The sequence below is a fragment of the Maribacter huludaoensis genome, from assembly GCF_029350945.1.
In the GTDB taxonomy this organism is placed as follows: domain Bacteria; phylum Bacteroidota; class Bacteroidia; order Flavobacteriales; family Flavobacteriaceae; genus Maribacter; species Maribacter huludaoensis.
Window position 1 is genome coordinate 119225 of the sequence record NZ_JARKMS010000006.1, and the last position, 18365, is coordinate 137589.

General features: G+C 36.3%; 16 protein-coding genes. 3 read left to right on the forward strand and 13 right to left on the reverse strand.

Features of this window, described 5'->3' with window-relative positions:
• Positions 1–47: 47 nt before the first annotated feature.
• Positions 48–1100, reverse strand: a complete 1053-nt coding sequence (locus PXC01_RS15945; RefSeq protein WP_276473283.1) for a response regulator — start codon at positions 1098–1100, stop codon at positions 48–50.
• Between the two features lie 4 nt (positions 1101–1104).
• A complete protein-coding gene (locus PXC01_RS15950; RefSeq protein ID WP_276473284.1) occupies positions 1105–2616 on the reverse strand; it encodes a sensor histidine kinase in 1512 nt (503 codons plus the stop codon).
• Positions 2617–2709: 93 nt separating this feature from the next.
• Between PXC01_RS15950 and PXC01_RS15955 the strand changes: the two genes are divergently transcribed.
• The gene (locus PXC01_RS15955; protein WP_058105890.1) at positions 2710–3111 is read left to right on the forward strand and encodes a hypothetical protein; all 402 of its coding nucleotides are present in this window, start codon (positions 2710–2712) and stop codon (positions 3109–3111) included.
• A 2-nt stretch (positions 3112–3113) separates the two neighbouring features.
• Here the strand turns inward: PXC01_RS15955 and PXC01_RS15960 are convergent, their stop codons facing one another.
• The 11 genes from PXC01_RS15960 to PXC01_RS16010 all read right to left on the reverse strand — a co-directional run bounded on the left by PXC01_RS15960 (position 3114) and on the right by PXC01_RS16010 (position 13978).
• On the reverse strand, positions 3114–4589 hold the full coding sequence (locus PXC01_RS15960) for a mannitol dehydrogenase family protein (protein ID WP_276473285.1): 1476 nt from the start codon (positions 4587–4589) through the stop codon (positions 3114–3116).
• Positions 4590–4592: 3 nt separating this feature from the next.
• Entirely contained in the window at positions 4593–6311 is a 1719-nt protein-coding gene (locus PXC01_RS15965; protein WP_276473286.1) for a purine-cytosine permease family protein, read from the reverse strand.
• A gap of 194 nt (positions 6312–6505) precedes the next feature.
• The gene (locus tag PXC01_RS15970) at positions 6506–7321 is read right to left on the reverse strand and encodes a DUF6503 family protein (RefSeq protein ID WP_276473287.1); all 816 of its coding nucleotides are present in this window, start codon (positions 7319–7321) and stop codon (positions 6506–6508) included.
• Between the two features lie 68 nt (positions 7322–7389).
• Positions 7390–8172, reverse strand: a complete 783-nt coding sequence (locus PXC01_RS15975) for a haloacid dehalogenase type II (RefSeq protein ID WP_276473288.1) — start codon at positions 8170–8172, stop codon at positions 7390–7392.
• Between the two features lie 52 nt (positions 8173–8224).
• On the reverse strand, positions 8225–8827 hold the full coding sequence (locus PXC01_RS15980) for a TetR/AcrR family transcriptional regulator (protein WP_071342005.1): 603 nt from the start codon (positions 8825–8827) through the stop codon (positions 8225–8227).
• A 102-nt stretch (positions 8828–8929) separates the two neighbouring features.
• Positions 8930–10039 carry an MBL fold metallo-hydrolase gene (locus PXC01_RS15985; RefSeq protein ID WP_058105895.1) on the reverse strand — a complete coding sequence of 370 codons (1110 nt, stop codon included), beginning with the start codon at positions 10037–10039 and terminating at the stop codon, positions 8930–8932.
• Between the two features lie 354 nt (positions 10040–10393).
• Entirely contained in the window at positions 10394–11449 is a 1056-nt protein-coding gene (gene arsB, locus PXC01_RS15990) for an ACR3 family arsenite efflux transporter (protein WP_276473289.1), read from the reverse strand.
• Between the two features lie 2 nt (positions 11450–11451).
• A complete protein-coding gene (locus tag PXC01_RS15995; protein WP_276473290.1) occupies positions 11452–12063 on the reverse strand; it encodes an arsenate-mycothiol transferase ArsC in 612 nt (203 codons plus the stop codon).
• A gap of 42 nt (positions 12064–12105) precedes the next feature.
• A complete protein-coding gene (locus PXC01_RS16000) occupies positions 12106–12573 on the reverse strand; it encodes a DUF6428 family protein (RefSeq protein ID WP_276473291.1) in 468 nt (155 codons plus the stop codon).
• Positions 12574–12645: 72 nt separating this feature from the next.
• On the reverse strand, positions 12646–12975 hold the full coding sequence (locus tag PXC01_RS16005) for an ArsR/SmtB family transcription factor (protein ID WP_074673558.1): 330 nt from the start codon (positions 12973–12975) through the stop codon (positions 12646–12648).
• A gap of 106 nt (positions 12976–13081) precedes the next feature.
• Entirely contained in the window at positions 13082–13978 is an 897-nt protein-coding gene (locus PXC01_RS16010; RefSeq protein WP_276473292.1) for an AraC family transcriptional regulator, read from the reverse strand.
• A 158-nt stretch (positions 13979–14136) separates the two neighbouring features.
• On the opposite strand from PXC01_RS16010, the gene PXC01_RS16015 reads away from it, so the two are divergent.
• Both PXC01_RS16015 and PXC01_RS16020 read left to right on the forward strand, forming a co-directional pair.
• Positions 14137–15231, forward strand: a complete 1095-nt coding sequence (locus tag PXC01_RS16015) for an efflux RND transporter periplasmic adaptor subunit (protein ID WP_276473293.1) — start codon at positions 14137–14139, stop codon at positions 15229–15231.
• An 8-nt stretch (positions 15232–15239) separates the two neighbouring features.
• On the forward strand, positions 15240–18359 hold the full coding sequence (locus PXC01_RS16020) for an efflux RND transporter permease subunit (protein ID WP_276473294.1): 3120 nt from the start codon (positions 15240–15242) through the stop codon (positions 18357–18359).
• Positions 18360–18365: the final 6 nt, after the last annotated feature.

An 18365-nucleotide genomic window follows, 5' to 3' on the forward strand; every position in this document is an offset into this window, starting at 1 on the left:
AGTAAATAGACGATAAAACGTAATAAATGATATTTATCAGATTTCGTTTAGTTTACATATTGAAGTGCCTTTAGCTCTTTAATTTGAATATTTCTACCTTCGATCGCAATTAGCCCCTCTTTCTTAAAACCCGATAATGTACGTATTAAACTCTCTGTTGCTATGCCGGCAACACTTGCCAAATCATTCCTGGAAATTCGTATGGGCTCATTTGGCTTGGTATTCATTAACTCGGCAAATTGGAGTAAGGTCTGCGCCGTTTTTCTTCGAACGGAGCTATAGGCCATTTGTAATAATTGGGCTTTGATCATTGAAATGTTTTCAGACAACAACTCCATTAATTCCATAGAGATGTTCTTGTTCTCATTCAGTATTGTTTTGAGGTTATCTTTAGAAATCCCTGCAAGTTCTACTGTTTCTAAAGCCGTGGCAGTCTCTTGGTACGGTACGTTGTTTAAAAAAGAGGTGAAACCTAAGAAGTCATCTGCTTTAGACAATGAGGTAATCAACTCTTTACCGTCAGTATCCATACAATGGCACTTTACAAGACCTTTTAATATGAGATAAATCTTGTTTGATCTGGCACCTTCATCATAAATTGATTCCCCTGCTTTAAAACTGGAAACCTCACCATTATCGTCAAAGAAATTTTTGAGTTCATGAACCGTACGTATTTCATTATCTGTAACACCATGTTCTTTGGTGCTTTCATCTTGCATACGTTTGATCAATTCTGCTTTTGCAAGTCTACTTTCAATAGCGCTGATAAGATCTTCTTCATCAAAAGGCTTTGTAAGGTAATCATCCGCACCTAGGTCCATTCCTTTCCGTATCTCTTTATGCTCAGTTTTAGCCGATAAAAAGATAAACGGAATTTGCTTTGTTTTTTCGTTATTTGATAATTGTTGTAGAACTCCATAGCCATCTAATTCTGGCATCATAATGTCGCAAATAATAATGTCCGGCACATCTTCAATGGCTGCATTAACACCTATTTTTCCGTTGGGTGCGGTTTTTACGCTATAACCAGCTAATTCTAAAAGTTCTTCCGTGTTTTCTCGTAAGGCCTTGTCATCTTCGATCAATAGAATTTTTTTCATAATGTTAGCTGGTTTTTAAATTAGGTATACTTAGTGTAAACGTAGATCCTACACCAATTTCACTGGTGAATTCTAGACTTCCTCCCAAGTTTTCCATATGTTGTTTTGCGATATTCAGACCAATACCGGTACCTTGGGTTAGTAATGCGTTTTCTGCTCTAAAATAGCGATTAAAAATATGCTTCTGTTCTTCTTGGGGAATACCAATGCCTTGGTCAATTACACTAATAATTATGTTAGTATTGTTCAATGTGACTTTAATGGTAATAGTAGTATCTTCAGGAGAGTACTTTATGGCGTTATGTATTAAATTAGATAAGGCCAACTCTAGTGTTTTTTCATCAAAATTGATGTTTAGCTCGTCAATATTTTCTGGGTAATGAATTTGTTGACCAGATTTTAATAACATATTACTATTGTATACCACTTCGTTTACAATTTTGCTTAACGGAAATTCTTCTACTTTGTAATTGACTTTGCCGGACTCTAAACGCTCTACAGATAAAAAATCGGTTAGTATGGTGTCTAAATATTTTACTTTACTTTTAATGGTTGCCACATGTTTGTCCCTCTTTGGTTGCTGATCGGTCTGAGTATATTTTCCTAGCAATGTGATAGAGGTGAGTATACTACTTAAAGGTGTTTTGAATTCGTGTGACACCAATGATAAAAACCTGGTCTTTAATTCGTTGAGTTCTTTTTCCACGGCTAAAGCTTCCGTCAATTGCTGTGTGCGTTCCTCAACTTTTTTCTCTAGATTTTCGGTGTAATTTTTTCTTTCGGTTATGTCTAATATAAATGCTACAAAAACTTTCTTCTTTCCTAATTCGGACAACTGTAAATGAACTTCTACCGGGTAAGTAGAACCATCCTTTCTACCGTGTACCGTTTCAAATTTAACTTTGGGAATTTCATTAGTAAGTAATGGGGAAATCAATTTTTTAAAGTTTTCTTCATTGAACTCCGGTTTAATATTTACCGGGGTCATTTCATACATTTCCGTTATGGTATAACCAATGTTTCTTTGTGCTTCTTTATTGACATTCAAAAACTTTAAGGTTTCTGCGTCAAACACAAAAATTTCGTTAAGTGATTCGTCAAAAATTCGTGCCCAATGACTTAGTTCTTCTTCTTTGTTCTTTCTTTCGGTAATATCGATCACCAAGGCCATAACATAAGTAGATCCGTAAAATTCAAACGGATTTAAGCCGGCCTCTACCGGAAATTCTTTGCCACTTTTAGTAATGCCGTAGAGATTTCTACCGTGTCCCATTTGTCGTTTATCACTATTGGCAATAAACTTGTTTACATGTTTACTATGGTTGGCAAGATATCTTTTGGGTATTAAGATATCCAACGGTTTTCCTAATAATTCTCCCTTTTCATACCCAAACATTTGTTCTGTAGACGTATTGGTGGCCACTACATTTTGTTGGGCATCAACAACAATAATACCTTCTGAAACTCCTTCTGAAAGCAAATTGAAGATATCACTGTTCTTTTGAAAATCTTGCATAGTATCAAATATATAGATTACGACTGATTTTTATCATATATAAAGTGGGTTCTGAGCTGTATTTTCATGGCAAATTCATAGAAAAACTATAAAATGGAAAATACTGCGAAAACAATGAACGGTCTTTATGAGAGCTTAGGAAAGCTTTTTTATGCCGTGGCTATGTGCGATGGTAGCGTACATAGTAACGAATGGGATAAAGTTAAGGAGTTGGTGAAAGAAGATTGGTTGTACGTTGATGATTTTACGGATCGGTATGGTACGGACGCCGCTAACCAAATTGAAATTGTATTTGATGTTCTTATGGAAACTTCAAAAGGGAGTAAGGAATGTTTTGGAGAATTTGTGGAATTTTACAAGGAGCATCCACATGCTTTTTCAGATGAGATAAAAGCCTTGACCCAAAAAACGGCCAAGGCTATTGCAAATTCATTTTCAGGTAACAATAAATCTGAGCTTATACTTTTGGCCAAGATCAAATTGTTACTCAACTAATGCTATTTCATTAACTTTTTTATATCTGGGTCTGCGTATATTTTCTGCACCATTTCACTGTACAAACTGGAGAATGTCGTATTCTCTGCCAAGTTGCCAAATAACGACTCTTGTTTTATAAAGGCAAGTGGGTCTTCATTGGTTTTACTGGCGGCTTGGTGCAGTTGGTCTTGCATGGCATCTATAATTTCTATGGATTCACCATCTTTATTTACGCCCTTATCACTATAATAACACCATGCAGCTATTACTAAAGTTGCATATTTAATACTGCCACCCTTAGCCAGGTTATCTTGAATGGTGGCGATTAAAAATTTTGGAAGTTTTGCCGAACTCTCTGAGCAAATTCTACTAACACTATCCTTTATGTTTGGGTTGGCAAAACGTTCTTGTAGACTGTCCTTATATGTTGTAAGATCAATACCTTCTAGCTTATCTAATACAGGTGTTGCTTCCTTATCCATAAAAGCTCTTAAATAGGTAACAAAAAGATCATCTTCCATACAGGCATTAATGGTTGGATGACCATGCAATGCGCCTAAAATGCCTAGCAAGGAATGCCCAGCGTTTAAAAGGCGCAGTTTCATTTTTTCGTACGGTTTTACATCTGGTACAAATTGTACACCTACTTTTTCAAACGCAGGCCGTCCGTTAGAAAAGTTATCTTCAATGACCCATTGTATAAAAGGCTCACAAGTTACGGGCCACTCATCTATTAGGTTATAAGTTTGTTCTAAATAATCAATGTCGGCCTGTGTGGTTACAGGGGTAATGCGATCAACCATGCTGTTAGGAAAGCTTACCTCTTTTTCAATATATGAAGCTAACTCCTCATCTTGTTTGTTGGCAAAAGTTAGCAACATTTCTTTGGCAACATCTCCGTTGTGTTGAATATTGTCACATGACATTACGGTAAAGGCCGGTAAACCGTTCTCCTTTCTTTTTCTAATGGCAGCGGTCAAAAATCCATAAATGGTTTTTGGCTCTTCTGGGTTCGTTAATTCATGTTGCACATCTTTATTCTCAAAATCGAATTCACCTGTAGCCGGATTAAAATTATACCCACCTTCCGTGATGGTCAATGATACTATTTTTGTGTCAGGATGCGCCATTTGGTCAATCACGACATTGGGAATATCAAATCCCAATTTAAAATCTATGATAGCACCAATAACTTCAGAATCAATTTTTCCATCTGGATGTTTGATTATTAAGGTGTACATACCGTCTTGCTGTTGCAATACATCATGTATTTTTTGATCACCTTTACGTAAGCCTATACCACAAATACCCCATTCAGAAGCATTTTCTTTTTCTTGCAATAAATGGGTGTAATATGCTTGGTGTGCTCTGTGGAACCCACCTACGCCAACATGTACAATTCCTGATTTAAGAATATCTCTTTGATAGGATGGTGTGGGCAATTGTCTGCTTATTTCTGCTAAATTCTTCGAGTTCAACATCGTTTCTTTTGTCATTTTTTAGCTAATATTTTTAGATTTTCCGCGTAATAATGCCGCGTAGGCAGTAACAAAGTAAACTACCGTGCATATAAACGCATAATAGTAAAAGGTTTCTCTATTTTCAATGTAAATATTTTCGCTTGCACTGCTAAACAATACAATGCCCGCCAAAATTAAGGTTATGATCAAAGCAATGAGCGATACCACCTTTAAAATTTTTGTGAGTAGCGTGGTGTCCTTCACGGGTTTAGTTTCGGTTAAACTTTTTTCTTCTTGGTAGGAAATGATTTTTTCATTTCTTAACCTCTCTTTTTCTTTTTCTTCCGGATATTTATTTTTAGCACCAAATTTACCGGCAAGAACTGTGTAAATGATTATGGTGAAAATCCATGTAGGTATAAATAAATAGAAGAAAGACATTACGTTAAACGCATTTAGCCCAAAACCAAAAACTAAACCTAATCCCCAAGAAACAATGGCGGGTGTGCTAAAGGTTAAATTACGGTAGGCCGACCAATAACGGGTGTACCCTATTTTTGGGAAAATTTGGTGTTCGGCAAATACTATTGCTCCTACAGGTACAACCAATAGACCAGCATATGTAAGTAAGGGCAGAATTTGAGAAAACACAAAAGGAAAACAAGCAATGGCAATTGTAATAAGACCAACGATAATGGTTGTTTTTTTACGAGAGTGTCTGTGGAATATGGCTTGTGCAGCCAACCCTGCCCTATATAAGTTAGTTATTGCAGTGGTCCACCCGGCAACGATAACAATGACAAATCCAGACCATCCTAAAGCATAGAAGGCTACATCTCCTGGATCTAATTCAACGATAGTTTTACCTATGATTACAGCTGCACCGGCACCCATAATACCAGCTGCGATCCATGCAACGAAATGACCGAACATCATACCCGTACTGGTTGCTAGCCCGTATGATTTCTTTCTGGCAAATCGTAACAAAGCCATATCAATTAAACCAAAGTGGGTAATGGTATTTGCGGCCCATGCAAAGCCAATAACTTCCAATAATCCTATGCCAGGTTCCCCTGCACTGTTGATTCCGGTCCATATGGATTTATCTCCCAGTGAAATCAATTCGTTCCATCCGCCGGGTAACGTAGTTCCTAAAACATCAAGGGACAATGCAGGTAATAAAACCATAGCACCGCTGGTAAACATTACAAATAACCATGGCGCACATATTCCAGAAAATTCGGATACCGCGTTAAAACCATATAAAGCAATGGATACAACCACCAGACCAACACAGAAAACAATGACCACAAACCACATATTGGTGGGGTACCAATTAAGTTGTGCCGGAATGTCAAAGGCAAAACGTACCGCAGTGGCAGATACGGTAATCATTGCTGCGGATATAACGGAGAAAATAATGACATTGGCCCAATTGTAAAGTTTGGTCATAGAATCCCCCGCAATCTTATTCAGGTAGGTATACAAGCTTAATCTTGTGTCTACGGCGATAGGAGAGGTTATGAACGTCCAGCTTAAGACCGCTAATATATTACCGATCAGAAGTCCTAAAATAATATCCATTGTTTTTGCCCCAAGGGCTACGAAAGTAGCTCCAATAACAAATTCCGTTGCGGCTACGTGCTCGGCGGCATATAGACCGGCAAAATGAGTCCAATCGTGTAATTTATGTTTTGCAACGGGTAATTGCTCTTCGTTTAATTTTTTTAATGCGGAATAATTTTGAGTAGTTGGCATTAGTTGAGTTGGTAGTTAAGTTTGTAATACAATTTATGTAGTATACTGTTCCAATACTTCGTATGCTTACATCTGTTTGAACAGGGGTGCAATGTATTTAAATTATATACAAACTAACACACCTTTTAACAGATTGTAATGCAGTTTTGTGACAAATAGGAATAAATATTTAATAAAATGCCAAAAACATAGTGTTATTTCTGAAAATCAATAAGTTTTAAACCATTATCAAACTTAATGTTGGTCCAATTTACCTTGACCCAAGGAGCATCCGTAACATCTGCATTCCATGTAGATTTTTTATATTGACGTTTGGTCGGAATAAGCATGTCGTCTACTTTTTCATATTCCAATACCATTAAGTTAGGAGTATCCATAGCTCCAAAATCCGCAACGGTAAATAAGAATTGGTCTACTAGCATTGTATTCTTGTTGATATACAATTGATAGATGTCGGTCGGTTTGGAGTTACCAAAGTCGAACGATACCTTAACAATGTCATAGTTCTTATTATCCACAGTTTTCTCCCCTAAATATTCATAAGTTATCCCGGGATCTAATAATTTTTGAAACATGGTAAACCAATAGAAATTAGTAGGTCTATTAAAAGCGACTCTTTTTAGGGCTACAGAATCTTCTATGATATTTCCATTATGCTTTAGCCAATATTCCTGTCCGTTATATCCTTGTTCAATGGGACCATCAAAATTACTTAAGGTTCTCTGGTGTTTTTCGTATTTTCCATAAGATAATTCACCGTCAAAAATGTATTTTTCGGTTGTTATATCGGTTTTGCCATCGGGCGTTTGGTAGGTATAGGTGTAAACTACATCCTTCTTATTTCTTAAAGTGTTGTAATCACCTACTTTTTCAATCATTTTAGAGACAAGTTCATGTCCTTTGTTTTTATAGGTAGCCGTAACAGTTTCCCCATGCTGTACTTTTTTATCGTTTTTACAAGAGAAAGTTAGTATGCTAAGAAAGATCAGGCTTGAAATTTTATAATTCATGATGATAGGTATAGTTTCTTATAATTTGTTTCTGATTATTTAAATGTAACTAGATAAATGTTTTAAGCTTATGTTAGGCTGATGAGTCTATCGGCAACCAGTTTCAAGTTTTGTTCATTTATTTCTGGGGTAGGGGAAAGTGGATAGAGTTGTGCACTTGGTCTACTAATAAATGCTCCTCTCCAGCCGGCCCATAAAGCTCCAGAAATATCCCAGCCATGTGCCGCTACCAATAAGCATTCTTCTGGTTTGATGTTCATTTTTCTGGCTGCCCAATTATATGCATCTACATGTGGTTTAAACTTGCCCATATCCTCAATGCTTAAACGTTGATCAAAATACTTGGTAAGTCCGGCATTTTTAAATTGTGTTTCAACTCCTTTATTGGATGAATTTGTGAATGAAACTAAAGTATAGCCGGCATCTTTTAAGCGCTGCAATGAGGAAGCAACTTCAGGGTGTGCGGGTAGCGAACGGATAGGATCCACAATTGATTTTTTAGCTTCTTCATGAGTTAAGGTGATACCGTTATTTGCGGCAACCATTTGTAAGGCAGCGGCGCCAATAATGGCAAAATCATTGTATTGATTGGCAACCGTGGAAACCAAAGAGTACTGCAACATGCTTGTAAACCATAGCGGTAACAAATCATTTCTGCCGTTAAGGGCTTTGGCTACGCTATCTTTCATGGCGGTTAAATCCAACAAGGTTTCATTGACATCAAAAAAAAGAACTTTGGGTCTATCGGTCTTTGGTTCTTTTTTATTAGCAAAGCCTATAGCAGGTATTGTTGCACCTGCCGCTCCTAAAATGGTTGATTTCTTAATAAAGTCTCTTCTGTTGTTTTTCATGATATATATAATTATAAAAACATTCTATGTGGTATGTTTTTAGGTAAAAAAATTATTGCTTTATTTGATTTAGGTACATAGATAGCCCATTTAAATATTCGTTGATTACTTCATCATCATCATAAAGTTTTCGAATTCCACGTATACCTTCAAAGGCGCTGATTAAATAAATCGCGGCCGCAGCACTTGAAATATCTTTTTTAATGGTATTTTCAGATTTTCCTCTATCAATTAATTCTACGAGTGCCCTTTTCCATTCCTCTATAATATTTTTTAGTGCTTTTTGATATACATTTTCATAATCCCCAATTTCATTGATGAGATTATTTGTGGGGCATCCATGTTTCTTCTCATACATGGAGAAAGACTTAAGGCTGTTTAAAAAAGTATCTTCTAAAATAGCATATGCATTACCGTTTTGGTATAGAGGATATACCATTCTTTTTTGAACTCTACGCTGTAATTTTTGGGTAATTACTTCAATGCCTAATTCTTTTTTATTTGCATAATGGTGATAGAAGGCTCCTTTGGTCATCGTAGTTGCCTTCATTATTTTATCAATGCTTGTCGTTTTAAAACCTTCTTCGTAAAACAACTTAAAGGCTTCATTAAGAATTAGTTGTTTGGAAAGTTCAGATTTTAATGCCTGTTTCATTTTGTAAAGTTCGAATAAAAAATACGGTATAGAATGTTTTTTGAGCTGATTTAACTAATTGTTAACTGTAAATGCTATTAATAATATAAAATGGGAGGTTGGCTATTCATAGTTTTTCCACCAATCTGTATAATTGTTTACGGTATCTTTTACTATAATTTCTTGTCCAATTTCCGGTGAAATTATATTTAGGTTCAATTCTTTTGCCTTAGCCTTCACTCGTACAATGGGATCTGTCCATTCATGTAAGGCCAATTTAAAACCGGCCCAGTGTATTGGCATTACATTTTTAGCTTTAATATCTACGCCTGCCATAGCTGTTTCTTCAGGCATCATATGTATATCTGACCATTTTTCATTGTACTGGCCGCACTCCATTAAAGCCAGATCAAACGGACCATATGTATCTCCAATTTCTTTAAAATGGCTTGCATACCCACTGTCACCACTAAAAAATATATTATCTGTTGTTGTGGTAATCACCCAAGAGCTCCATAATGTACTTTGACCGTTATTCATTTTTCTGCCAGAAAAATGCTGTGCCGGAGTACATACTAATCTTATATCGTCCAGTGCCGTTTCTTGCCACCAGTCCATTTCTGTAATTTTCTCTTTTGGTATGTTCCAAGCACTCAAATGAACACCAACCCCAAGTGGTGTATAAAAGTGTTTGGTTTTATCCTTTATCTTTAAAACCGATTCATAATCTAAATGATCATAATGATCATGCGAATATATTACGGCATCTATGACAGGCAGTTGATCAATTTCTATGGGGAATTCTTTATTGAAACGGCTGCTGCCCAATAGCGGGTGAGGTGCAGGTACTTTTCCGAACATTGGATCTATCAGGATGTTTTTCCCATTTATCTGTAATAAAAAGGAAGAATGACCAAACCAGATCAACCTGGTATCACCTTTATAATTAGAAACATTTACCTTTTTTAGATGTTGTGGAATAATATCTTTTGTAGGTCTTCCATTAGGTACTTTTGTGGTAAAGAACGTGTATACCAAGCTTAAGGTTTCACTTAAACTCATTTCTTTTGGTACATCATTACTATTTCTGAATTTACCATCTTTATAATTACTGGATAGTTGATAGGTTTTTTGTTGCTCTTTTGAAACATCTCCGCCAAAGCTTGGGTAATAATTCGTGAATAATAAATAGATCACCACTAAAACTCCTATAATAGATACTATTGCTATCATTATTTTTTTTAAAATTTTCTTGAACATTTACTATTATTTGATGCACTTGGTTTGTGTACCGCTTCGGTCACGTAAAGCGTTTAAAAAGTGAATATACGTATTCGCACTTTGTGATTTAAGGATGCCTATTATTTTAAATATGACTTTCGCTTAATTTTGCGTTCAAAATTAAGCAGATACAATACCATCTCCGTACACTATTTACTAATTAATGAACACATTTTCCCAATTAGTCTAAAAGCGAACATTGATTATAAAAAAAAATTAGGGTCTAAGCTTAATGCTTAGACCCTAATTAATGGGTTATGTATTCCATTTGTTTACGCCATAGATTAGCATATTAAACCCATAACGCTATGCAGTTTGAGATGTAGTTTTTGAAAAGTATTTTTTCTTTAACCAAAAGGAAACCTTTACTAAAAAAATCAAGGCAGGTACCTCAACCAAAGGACCAATAACTCCAGCAAATGCTTGACCGGAATTTAGACCGAATACGGCAATGGCCACTGCTATGGCCAATTCAAAATTGTTTCCGGCTGCCGTGAAGGCTACAGAGGCTGTTTTATCATATTCCGCTCCGGTTGCCTTGGTGAAAAAGAAACCTATGATAAACATTAATGTAAAATAGATAAGTAACGGTACTGCAATTATCAGCACATCCATTGGTATTTCTACAATCAGTTCACCTTTTAAAGAGAACATGATAACAATGGTAAATAATAGCGCTATCAAAGTCATAGGTGATATGGCGGGAATAAATTTGGTGGTGTACCATTCTTCGCCTTTTAATTTCACCAAAATCAATCTACTTAATATCCCCATTAAAAATGGTAACCCTAAATAAATGGCTACACTTTCTGCAATGGTACCAATTGATATATCTACTATGGCACCCTCAAAACCGAAGTAGGGAGGAAGCACGGTGATAAATATCCAAGCGTAGAAACTATATGCAAATACTTGAAATATACTGTTCAGTGCTACTAAACCTGCGCCATATTCACTGCTACCATCGGCAAGATCGTTCCAAACCAATACCATGGCAATACAACGAGCCAAACCAATGAGTATAAGACCTACCATATATTCTGGATAATCTGATAAAAAGGTAATTGCCAAGATGAACATTAACACAGGACCAATTATCCAATTTAGGATTAACGAGATAGACAGAATTTTAGTGTTTCTAAATACCTTTGGTAACAACGCATAGTTCACTTTCGCCAATGGCGGATACATCATTAATATGAGACCTATGGCAATAGGAATATTGGTTGTGCCACTGTTGAAGGTGTTTATGATATCTGGAAAGCTTGGAAAAAAATAACCGATCCCTACGCCTAAAGCCATTGCGGCAAATATCCACCAAGTTAAATTTTTATCTAGAAAACTTAATTTTTTAGATGCCATTTCTATTTATTGATTTGTGAGAATATGTAAAACAATTCCGTTGCAATTTGAATACTTCTTTCAGCGTATTTTTCAGCTTGTTGCGGTGTGTTGTCAAAAGCCTTTGGGTCTTCAAAAGTAATAGGAACCCTTTTTTCTGCACCAGCAATAAATGGGCAACCGCCATCTGCTTGGGAGCATGTCATCACCGCTGCAAATTCAGATGCGGGATTAAACGGATCTTCATATGATTTTGAAAATCCTATGACCGGATGCTCGTTCTCAGAAAATTTAATGGCATAAACCGGATTGCTGGTTTCTGAAAGTTTTTGAATCTGAAATCCTTGATTCTTTAAAGTCTCCGCAACCATTGGGAATAAGGCGGTAGCCTCCGTTCCACCAGAATAGCAATTCACATTTTTAATATTGAAATATGTTGCCATCGTCTGTGCCCATACTTGAGATAGATGACTTCTTCTTGAATTGTGGGTGCAAATAAAATTTATTCTAATAGCTGAATTAGCTGTTGTTTTCTGTTGAATAAAATCTATTAGCGGTTGTAAAACTTCTTTGCGTTCTTCTGTAATTGAATCAGTACTTAAAGAGCTAATCAATTGCGCTATTTCTGGTAACATAGTTGTTTCTTTAGTGATTATGTTATGGTATCTTTATTATGGTTAACAGCAGTTTCCGTCTGGTGAACAACAAGGTTCATTATTGATTTCTGAAAGATTTAATTTTGGTTTTTCTGCCGGTATGCCACAGTTGTCTTTTGCTAAACAGTCCGTTTGCTTAGATGTTAGTCTAAAATTGGTACCGTCAAAATCTAATCCGAATTTTTCAATGGTATTGCCTTGGTACTCAACTTCTATTTCCAAATCTTCTATTCCCAGTACCTTTTCAGATAGTTCAATAATGTGTATTAATTTCTCTGGGTGTAATCTGTGGTCATAATCATCTGCATTCCATAGTTGAAAGTTGACCACTTCTTCATTACGGACCGTGCCGCCACAATCAATAAAGTTTTTGGTTATTTTACCTACCTCGGTAACGTGAAAGTGATTTGGTACCAATTCGCCATTCGGTAATTGAAAGGCGATAGTTTCAAGTGCTGCTAAGTGCTTTTTAATTTCTGAAAGTTTCATAATGCTATGTTTTAAATTTTCGTATTTATATTATTACATCGCAATAATGCGATAAAAGGATTCAAATTTTTTTTAACAACAATTATTGCTAGAAATATCTTGATCTAGAAAGTGTGTCATAATATCTTTCATGCTCGCCCAATTTTCTTTGTCAATACAATAGCAAACACTGGTGCCTTCTACATTACCCTTTATCAATCCTAAATTTTTAAGTTCTTTTAAATGTTGAGAAATGGTTGGTTGTGCTAAACCTATTTCATTGACCAAATCTCCACAGATACAAGTATCGATTTTAAATAGATGTTGTAAAATGGCTACACGGGCAGGGTGACCAAATGCTTTAGCGAACAAGGATATCTTGTTCTGCTCATCAGTAAACATTTCAGTTTTTGCTAAACCCATTCTTTAAATAATTGTTTCATTGCAATATTACGATATAATATAGAGCAACTAAGATAATTGATCGTTAAATTTGTGTTATGTGAAGGCTATAAATATAAATTAGATTCTATTTCGTTGGGAAAAATAATTCTTTTTGCTTCTTTCTGAAGGCTTTAGGGGTTTCGCCTACAGCTTTTTTAAATGTTTTTGTAAAGTATGAATTGTCATAAAAATTGAAGAAATGGGCAATTTCTTCGCTACTCATATCGGTATATACTAGATACCTTTTTATTTCTATGATCAACTTTTCATTGATCAGTTCACTTACGCTCTTGCCCATAGCCTTTTTGGTAATGCGGTTAAGGTTTTGCGGTGTCATATATAATTGAGCGGCATAATCTACCACACTTCTATTATTTTTAAACTGTTTGTTTATTAAAGACTCTAAAGCCATCATATGCTGGGTGTCAACAGTTACTTTATTTTCTTTTGAAGCTCTGTAAAGTCTTGATAGTTTTACGAGGACTTGGGTGAGTTGAGCTTCAAGCATTTCATACTTTAAAAAATCATCATTCACATATTCTGTGTCCATTTCATTTATAAGTCGTTGAAACATCAGTAAATCTTCTTCTGATAATTCAATAAAAGGCTCACTTAAAAATCTATTGAAAATGGGTAAGGATTGTAACCATTGTTGTGCTCCATGTCTTAATATAAAGTCTGCTTGAAAGAGTACGCCAATACCTTCTGTAAACTCACCGTTAATAGCGAATACTTGCCCGGGGCTTCCAAAATAAACCGTGTTTTTTTGGGGTTTATAACTATTGAAATCAATATTTAGCTCACTATTACTTTCCACAAAAAATGAGATACCGTAGTTAACGTTTCTAAACGGATTGCCACTTTTTATGTATTCGGGCATATTTTCAGGCTTCAGTAAAATAAATTTCGGCTGCGTGCTACTCTTTTGATTTGCGTAATCAGCATACAGTTCCGGTATTCCAATTTGTGGTATATCTTCCATAAAAAATGGTATTTATTTATTTAAAACTACCATTTTATGAGCTAAATAGTGCTTTTTTATGGTATAATGTTCTAATAATACCATAATAGGATGTTTAATTACCATTTTTGCGATTAGATGCTACGTTAACTTTGCGCCTCAAAATAGATAATTCTAATATGATGCGTAAATCTGAATTTGGTATGAAGAAAAAATACCTGTGGTATCTACCAAAAAGTCTTTCAATTGTTTTTTTGGTGCTATTAACTATAAGCTGTGGTAACGAGGAAAAACCCAAGGTGAATAAAACCATTAAGGTGGAGGTTATCAACGTTGGTCTCAATACCAATAATTCTCAAAGTAAAGTAGCTTATAATGGTACAATAGAAGCAGATGTAGCTATAAAGTCTAGCTTTCAAGTATCTGGTAATGTAGTACATGTTCCTGTATCTATTGGCGACTTTGTAAAGAAGAACCAATTGATCGCGCAAATTGATGCTACTATTTACTCTAGCCAATATGAACAACAACTTGCCCAGGTGCGTTTGGCAAAAGAAAATTACGAGCGTATCAATAATGTCTTCCAGAAAGGAAGTATTGCAGAGATAAGAATGTTAGAAGCTAGATCACAATATGAACAGGCACAGGCAGCTGCAAAAATGACCTATGAAAATGTACGCCATGCAAAACTTTATGCCCCAATGGACGGGTATGTAAGTGACAAAATGATGGATGTTGGAGATTTGGCGCAACCTGGTCAACCGGTAGTGGAGATCGTGAATATCAATGCTGTAAAAGCTGTATTTCCAATACCTGATGGAGAAATCAATTCCATAACAAAAGGTGATTCTGCAAATGTAAATCTCCCAACATTGGACAAATCAATTATAGGAATTGTTGATGAAGTTTCCATACAGTCCAATCAAGGTTCACCAGTGTATACGGCATACGTAAAATTGAACAATCCTGATAAACAGATAAAACCTGGTATGACCTGTAATGTGCGTTTACAGGATAAGGTAGAAAATGGTAAAAATGTAAAAGAGGTTATCGTAATTCCTTCAGAAAGTATTGCGGTTACCGAAGATGGTAAACAGTATGTATATATAGTTGACAATGGTATCGCGGAAAGAAAATATATAGAAACTGGCGAATTGTATGATAGTGGTATAGTGGTTAAAAAGGGACTTGCAAAAGGAGATCATCTTATTATATCTGGTTATCACAAACTAACACAGAGTACACCGGTAGAAATTGTTAATGACGCTAAGTAGTTTTTAAGATGAAGAAAAAAAGCGGAGCCATAGATTGGGCCTTTAAACATTCTACATTTCCTATAGTACTTGCGTTATGCTTGGTGCTCATGGGTGCTTATGGGCTTTTTAACATGCCTAGAAACGAATTCCCCGACTTTACAATAAGACAAGGTCTTATCATTGGGTCGTATCCGGGTGCCTCTTCTGAAAAGGTGGAGCAAGAACTGACCACAAAAGTAGAAGAGTTTTTATTTGGGTACAATGAGGTTGATAAGACCAAAACCTATTCGTATTCCAAAGATGGTCTAATGTACATCTATGTAGAGATATCGGACAAAATAGACCATAATGCTACTGAACAGTTTTGGAATAAGCTAAAGTCAGAGGTATTGATCTTTCAACAGCTAGAGCTTCCTAGAGAAGTTCAGGGTGTTATGGTGAACAGTGATTTTGGTAGTACGGCTGCCTTAATACTTGGTGTACAGTCAGATACCAGACCTTACAAAGATCTGCAACGACATGTAGAGGATATCGAAGATGAATTACGACAGATAGATAACATGGCTAAAATTTCGCATTCGGGCGGACTTACAGAGCAAATTGCCGTGTATGTGGATCAAGATAAATTGGCTAGTTATGGCATAACGCCTAGCAGTATTGCCAACAGTTTACAAAATCAAGGTGCCGTGGTTAGTGCGGGTTCCTTGGAAAATTCAGAAAGGGAAAGACCTATCTATCTTGAAACTTCATTGAAGACCGAAGCCGATATTGCCAATCAATCCATAAAAACGGAAGAAAACGGAAATATTATACGTGTACGAGATGTTGCCCGTGTTGTTCGTGAATATGATGATCCAGATTCTTATTTGACCATTAGCGGATCTAAGGGTATGATCATTACTTTAGAAATGGCGAAGAAAGGCAACATTGTTCAATTCGGTGAAGAAATTGATGAGCGATTAGAAAAGGTCATCAGTGAATTGCCAAGTGATATTACCATTACAAAAATTGCGAATCAGCCAGAAGTGGTGGATCATTCTATAAGCCACTTTATGAAAGAGTTTGGTTATGCCTTGATCGGTGTAATCATCGTTACCCTAATATTGCTTCCGTTCAGGGTGGCATCGGTAGCGGCAGCAACCATACCTATTACCATTTCAGCAACACTTGCCATAATGTACTTTATGGGAATAGAACTGAATACGGTAACGTTAGCGGCGCTTATTGTGGTACTGGGTATTGTGGTAGATGATCCTATTGTCATTATAGATAACTATGTAGAAAAACTTGATGAGGGTATGTCAATACCTGAAGCTGCCGTTAGTAGCGCCAAAGAACTTTTTCCATCTGTTTTTACCGCAACATTGGCTATCTCGGCAACATTTTATCCTTTGTTGTTTTTCATGGAAGGTGTGGCATCAGATTTTATTAGTGCATTTCCGTACGTTATAATTATTGCGCTTACATTATCCTTGATCATATCTATTTTATTGGTGCCTTTCATTAATTCACTTTTCATAAAAAAGGGATTACATGATAACCCTCAAGAAAAAGGACAAGATGATAAAAAATCTATGTTGGACAGACTGCAATCCTTTTTTGACAATGCGGTCAATAAAGCCATGGAACGTTATAAATTGACCATTGGTTTAGGTATTGTGGCAGTTGTGGTAGGTGTATTGCTTTTTGGAGGCATTAGCCAGCAATTATTTCCAAAAGTGGAACGTAATCAATTCTCAATAGAGATCAATTTAAACCCAGGGAGTAGTCTAGATGAAACTACCAAGGTGGTAAACGGATTGGAGAAAGTATTAAAAGCCGATGAACGTGTAGCATTTTACACCAGTTTTATCGGTCAAAGTTCTCCTCGTTTCCATACGTTGTATGCACCAAACCTGCCAGCAAAAAACTATGCACAAATTTTGGTAACTACCATATCTGATGATGCTACGGTTGAGGTTTTGAACGAGTATGATGAAAAATATGCGGATATGTATCCAAATGCATATTTAAGAATGAAGCAATTGGATATGGCAGGTGCAAACGCGCCTATAGAGGTAAGGTTGTATGGTACTGATGTTGATCAGCTTAAAAAGTATGGCGATACCATAATCAATATTGCACGTAATACACCAAAAACACTTTGGAGCAGAACTGACTTTGGCAGTATGAAAGAAGCTGTAAAAATGGAGGTTAAGCAGAATGAAGCTGCAAGGCTAGGTCTAAACAACAGAGATATTGCCAATGCCGTTGCAGTGAACACTACGGGCTTAAAAGCTACAGAGGTTTGGGATGAGGATTATACTATTGATGTGAAGATCAAAAGTGAGAATCAGCACCGGCAAAATGTATCGGATCTGCGTCAGCTATCCATAATTTCTGCTCAGAAACAAGCAAAGGTTCCTTTACGACAAGTGGCTGAGATTACTCCGCAATGGTCTCAAGAACAAATTACCAATAGAAATGGAAACCGTTGCCTTACCGTTCGTGTAGACATTACCAAAGATGCGGTTGCCAATGAGGTACTCGCAGAAATGATACCTCATATTGATGAGATCACCTTTCCCGAGGATATCAGAATAGAGTTTGGTGGTGAGTATGAGCTGCAAATAGAGAACAATAAACCAATGGGACTTTCCCTTATGCTTAGTGTGGTTTTGATTTTCTTGATACTGCTATGGCACTTTAAAAACTTTATGCACGCACTGTTAAGTTTTATCACCATGCCATTGAGCATTTTTGGCGCGGCTTTAGGGTTGATATTGATGCAGTATCCTTTTGGATTTACTTCATTTCTTGGTCTTTTGGCGCTATGTGGAATTGTAGTAAGAAACGGAATTATATTAATTGATTATGCTGATGAGTTAAGGCATGAACATGGCTATAGTGTTAAAAAAGCCGCTATTCTAGCAGCGGAAAGACGTATGCGCCCCATTTTCTTGACATCTTCCGCAGCAGCTGTTGGGGTAATACCAATGATCGTGAGTCGCTCTAGCTTATGGGGACCGTTGGGTACCGTAATTGCATTCGGACTCATGTTCTCCATGGTACTTACTTTATTTGTTCTTCCTGTGCTGTACTGGTTATTCTTTAGAAAAGAGGATAATGAGACTACCACAGAAGAAGTGGTCAACACTAATGTTTAATAGTAG

What these genes read in the sequence shown, in the direction of transcription:
- PXC01_RS15980 (WP_071342005.1), bottom strand. Translation starts at nt 8,827, where the DNA reads ATGAAACAGGCATTAAAATCTGAACTTTCCAAACAACTAATTCTTAAT.
- PXC01_RS15960 (WP_276473285.1), bottom strand. Translation starts at nt 4,589, where the DNA reads ATGACAAAAGAAACGATGTTGAACTCGAAGAATTTAGCAGAAATAAGC.
- PXC01_RS16010 (WP_276473292.1), bottom strand. Translation starts at nt 13,978, where the DNA reads ATGGAAGATATACCACAAATTGGAATACCGGAACTGTATGCTGATTAC.
- PXC01_RS15965 (WP_276473286.1), bottom strand. Translation starts at nt 6,311, where the DNA reads ATGCCAACTACTCAAAATTATTCCGCATTAAAAAAATTAAACGAAGAG.
- PXC01_RS15985 (WP_058105895.1), bottom strand. Translation starts at nt 10,039, where the DNA reads ATGATAGCAATAGTATCTATTATAGGAGTTTTAGTGGTGATCTATTTA.
- PXC01_RS15950 (WP_276473284.1), bottom strand. Translation starts at nt 2,616, where the DNA reads ATGCAAGATTTTCAAAAGAACAGTGATATCTTCAATTTGCTTTCAGAA.
- PXC01_RS15955 (WP_058105890.1), top strand. Translation starts at nt 2,710, where the DNA reads ATGGAAAATACTGCGAAAACAATGAACGGTCTTTATGAGAGCTTAGGA.
- PXC01_RS16015 (WP_276473293.1), top strand. Translation starts at nt 14,137, where the DNA reads ATGATGCGTAAATCTGAATTTGGTATGAAGAAAAAATACCTGTGGTAT.
- arsB (WP_276473289.1), bottom strand. Translation starts at nt 11,449, where the DNA reads ATGGCATCTAAAAAATTAAGTTTTCTAGATAAAAATTTAACTTGGTGG.
- PXC01_RS15975 (WP_276473288.1), bottom strand. Translation starts at nt 8,172, where the DNA reads ATGAAAAACAACAGAAGAGACTTTATTAAGAAATCAACCATTTTAGGA.
- PXC01_RS15995 (WP_276473290.1), bottom strand. Translation starts at nt 12,063, where the DNA reads ATGTTACCAGAAATAGCGCAATTGATTAGCTCTTTAAGTACTGATTCA.
- PXC01_RS16005 (WP_074673558.1), bottom strand. Translation starts at nt 12,975, where the DNA reads ATGGGTTTAGCAAAAACTGAAATGTTTACTGATGAGCAGAACAAGATA.
- PXC01_RS16000 (WP_276473291.1), bottom strand. Translation starts at nt 12,573, where the DNA reads ATGAAACTTTCAGAAATTAAAAAGCACTTAGCAGCACTTGAAACTATC.
- PXC01_RS16020 (WP_276473294.1), top strand. Translation starts at nt 15,240, where the DNA reads ATGAAGAAAAAAAGCGGAGCCATAGATTGGGCCTTTAAACATTCTACA.
- PXC01_RS15945 (WP_276473283.1), bottom strand. Translation starts at nt 1,100, where the DNA reads ATGAAAAAAATTCTATTGATCGAAGATGACAAGGCCTTACGAGAAAAC.
- PXC01_RS15970 (WP_276473287.1), bottom strand. Translation starts at nt 7,321, where the DNA reads ATGAATTATAAAATTTCAAGCCTGATCTTTCTTAGCATACTAACTTTC.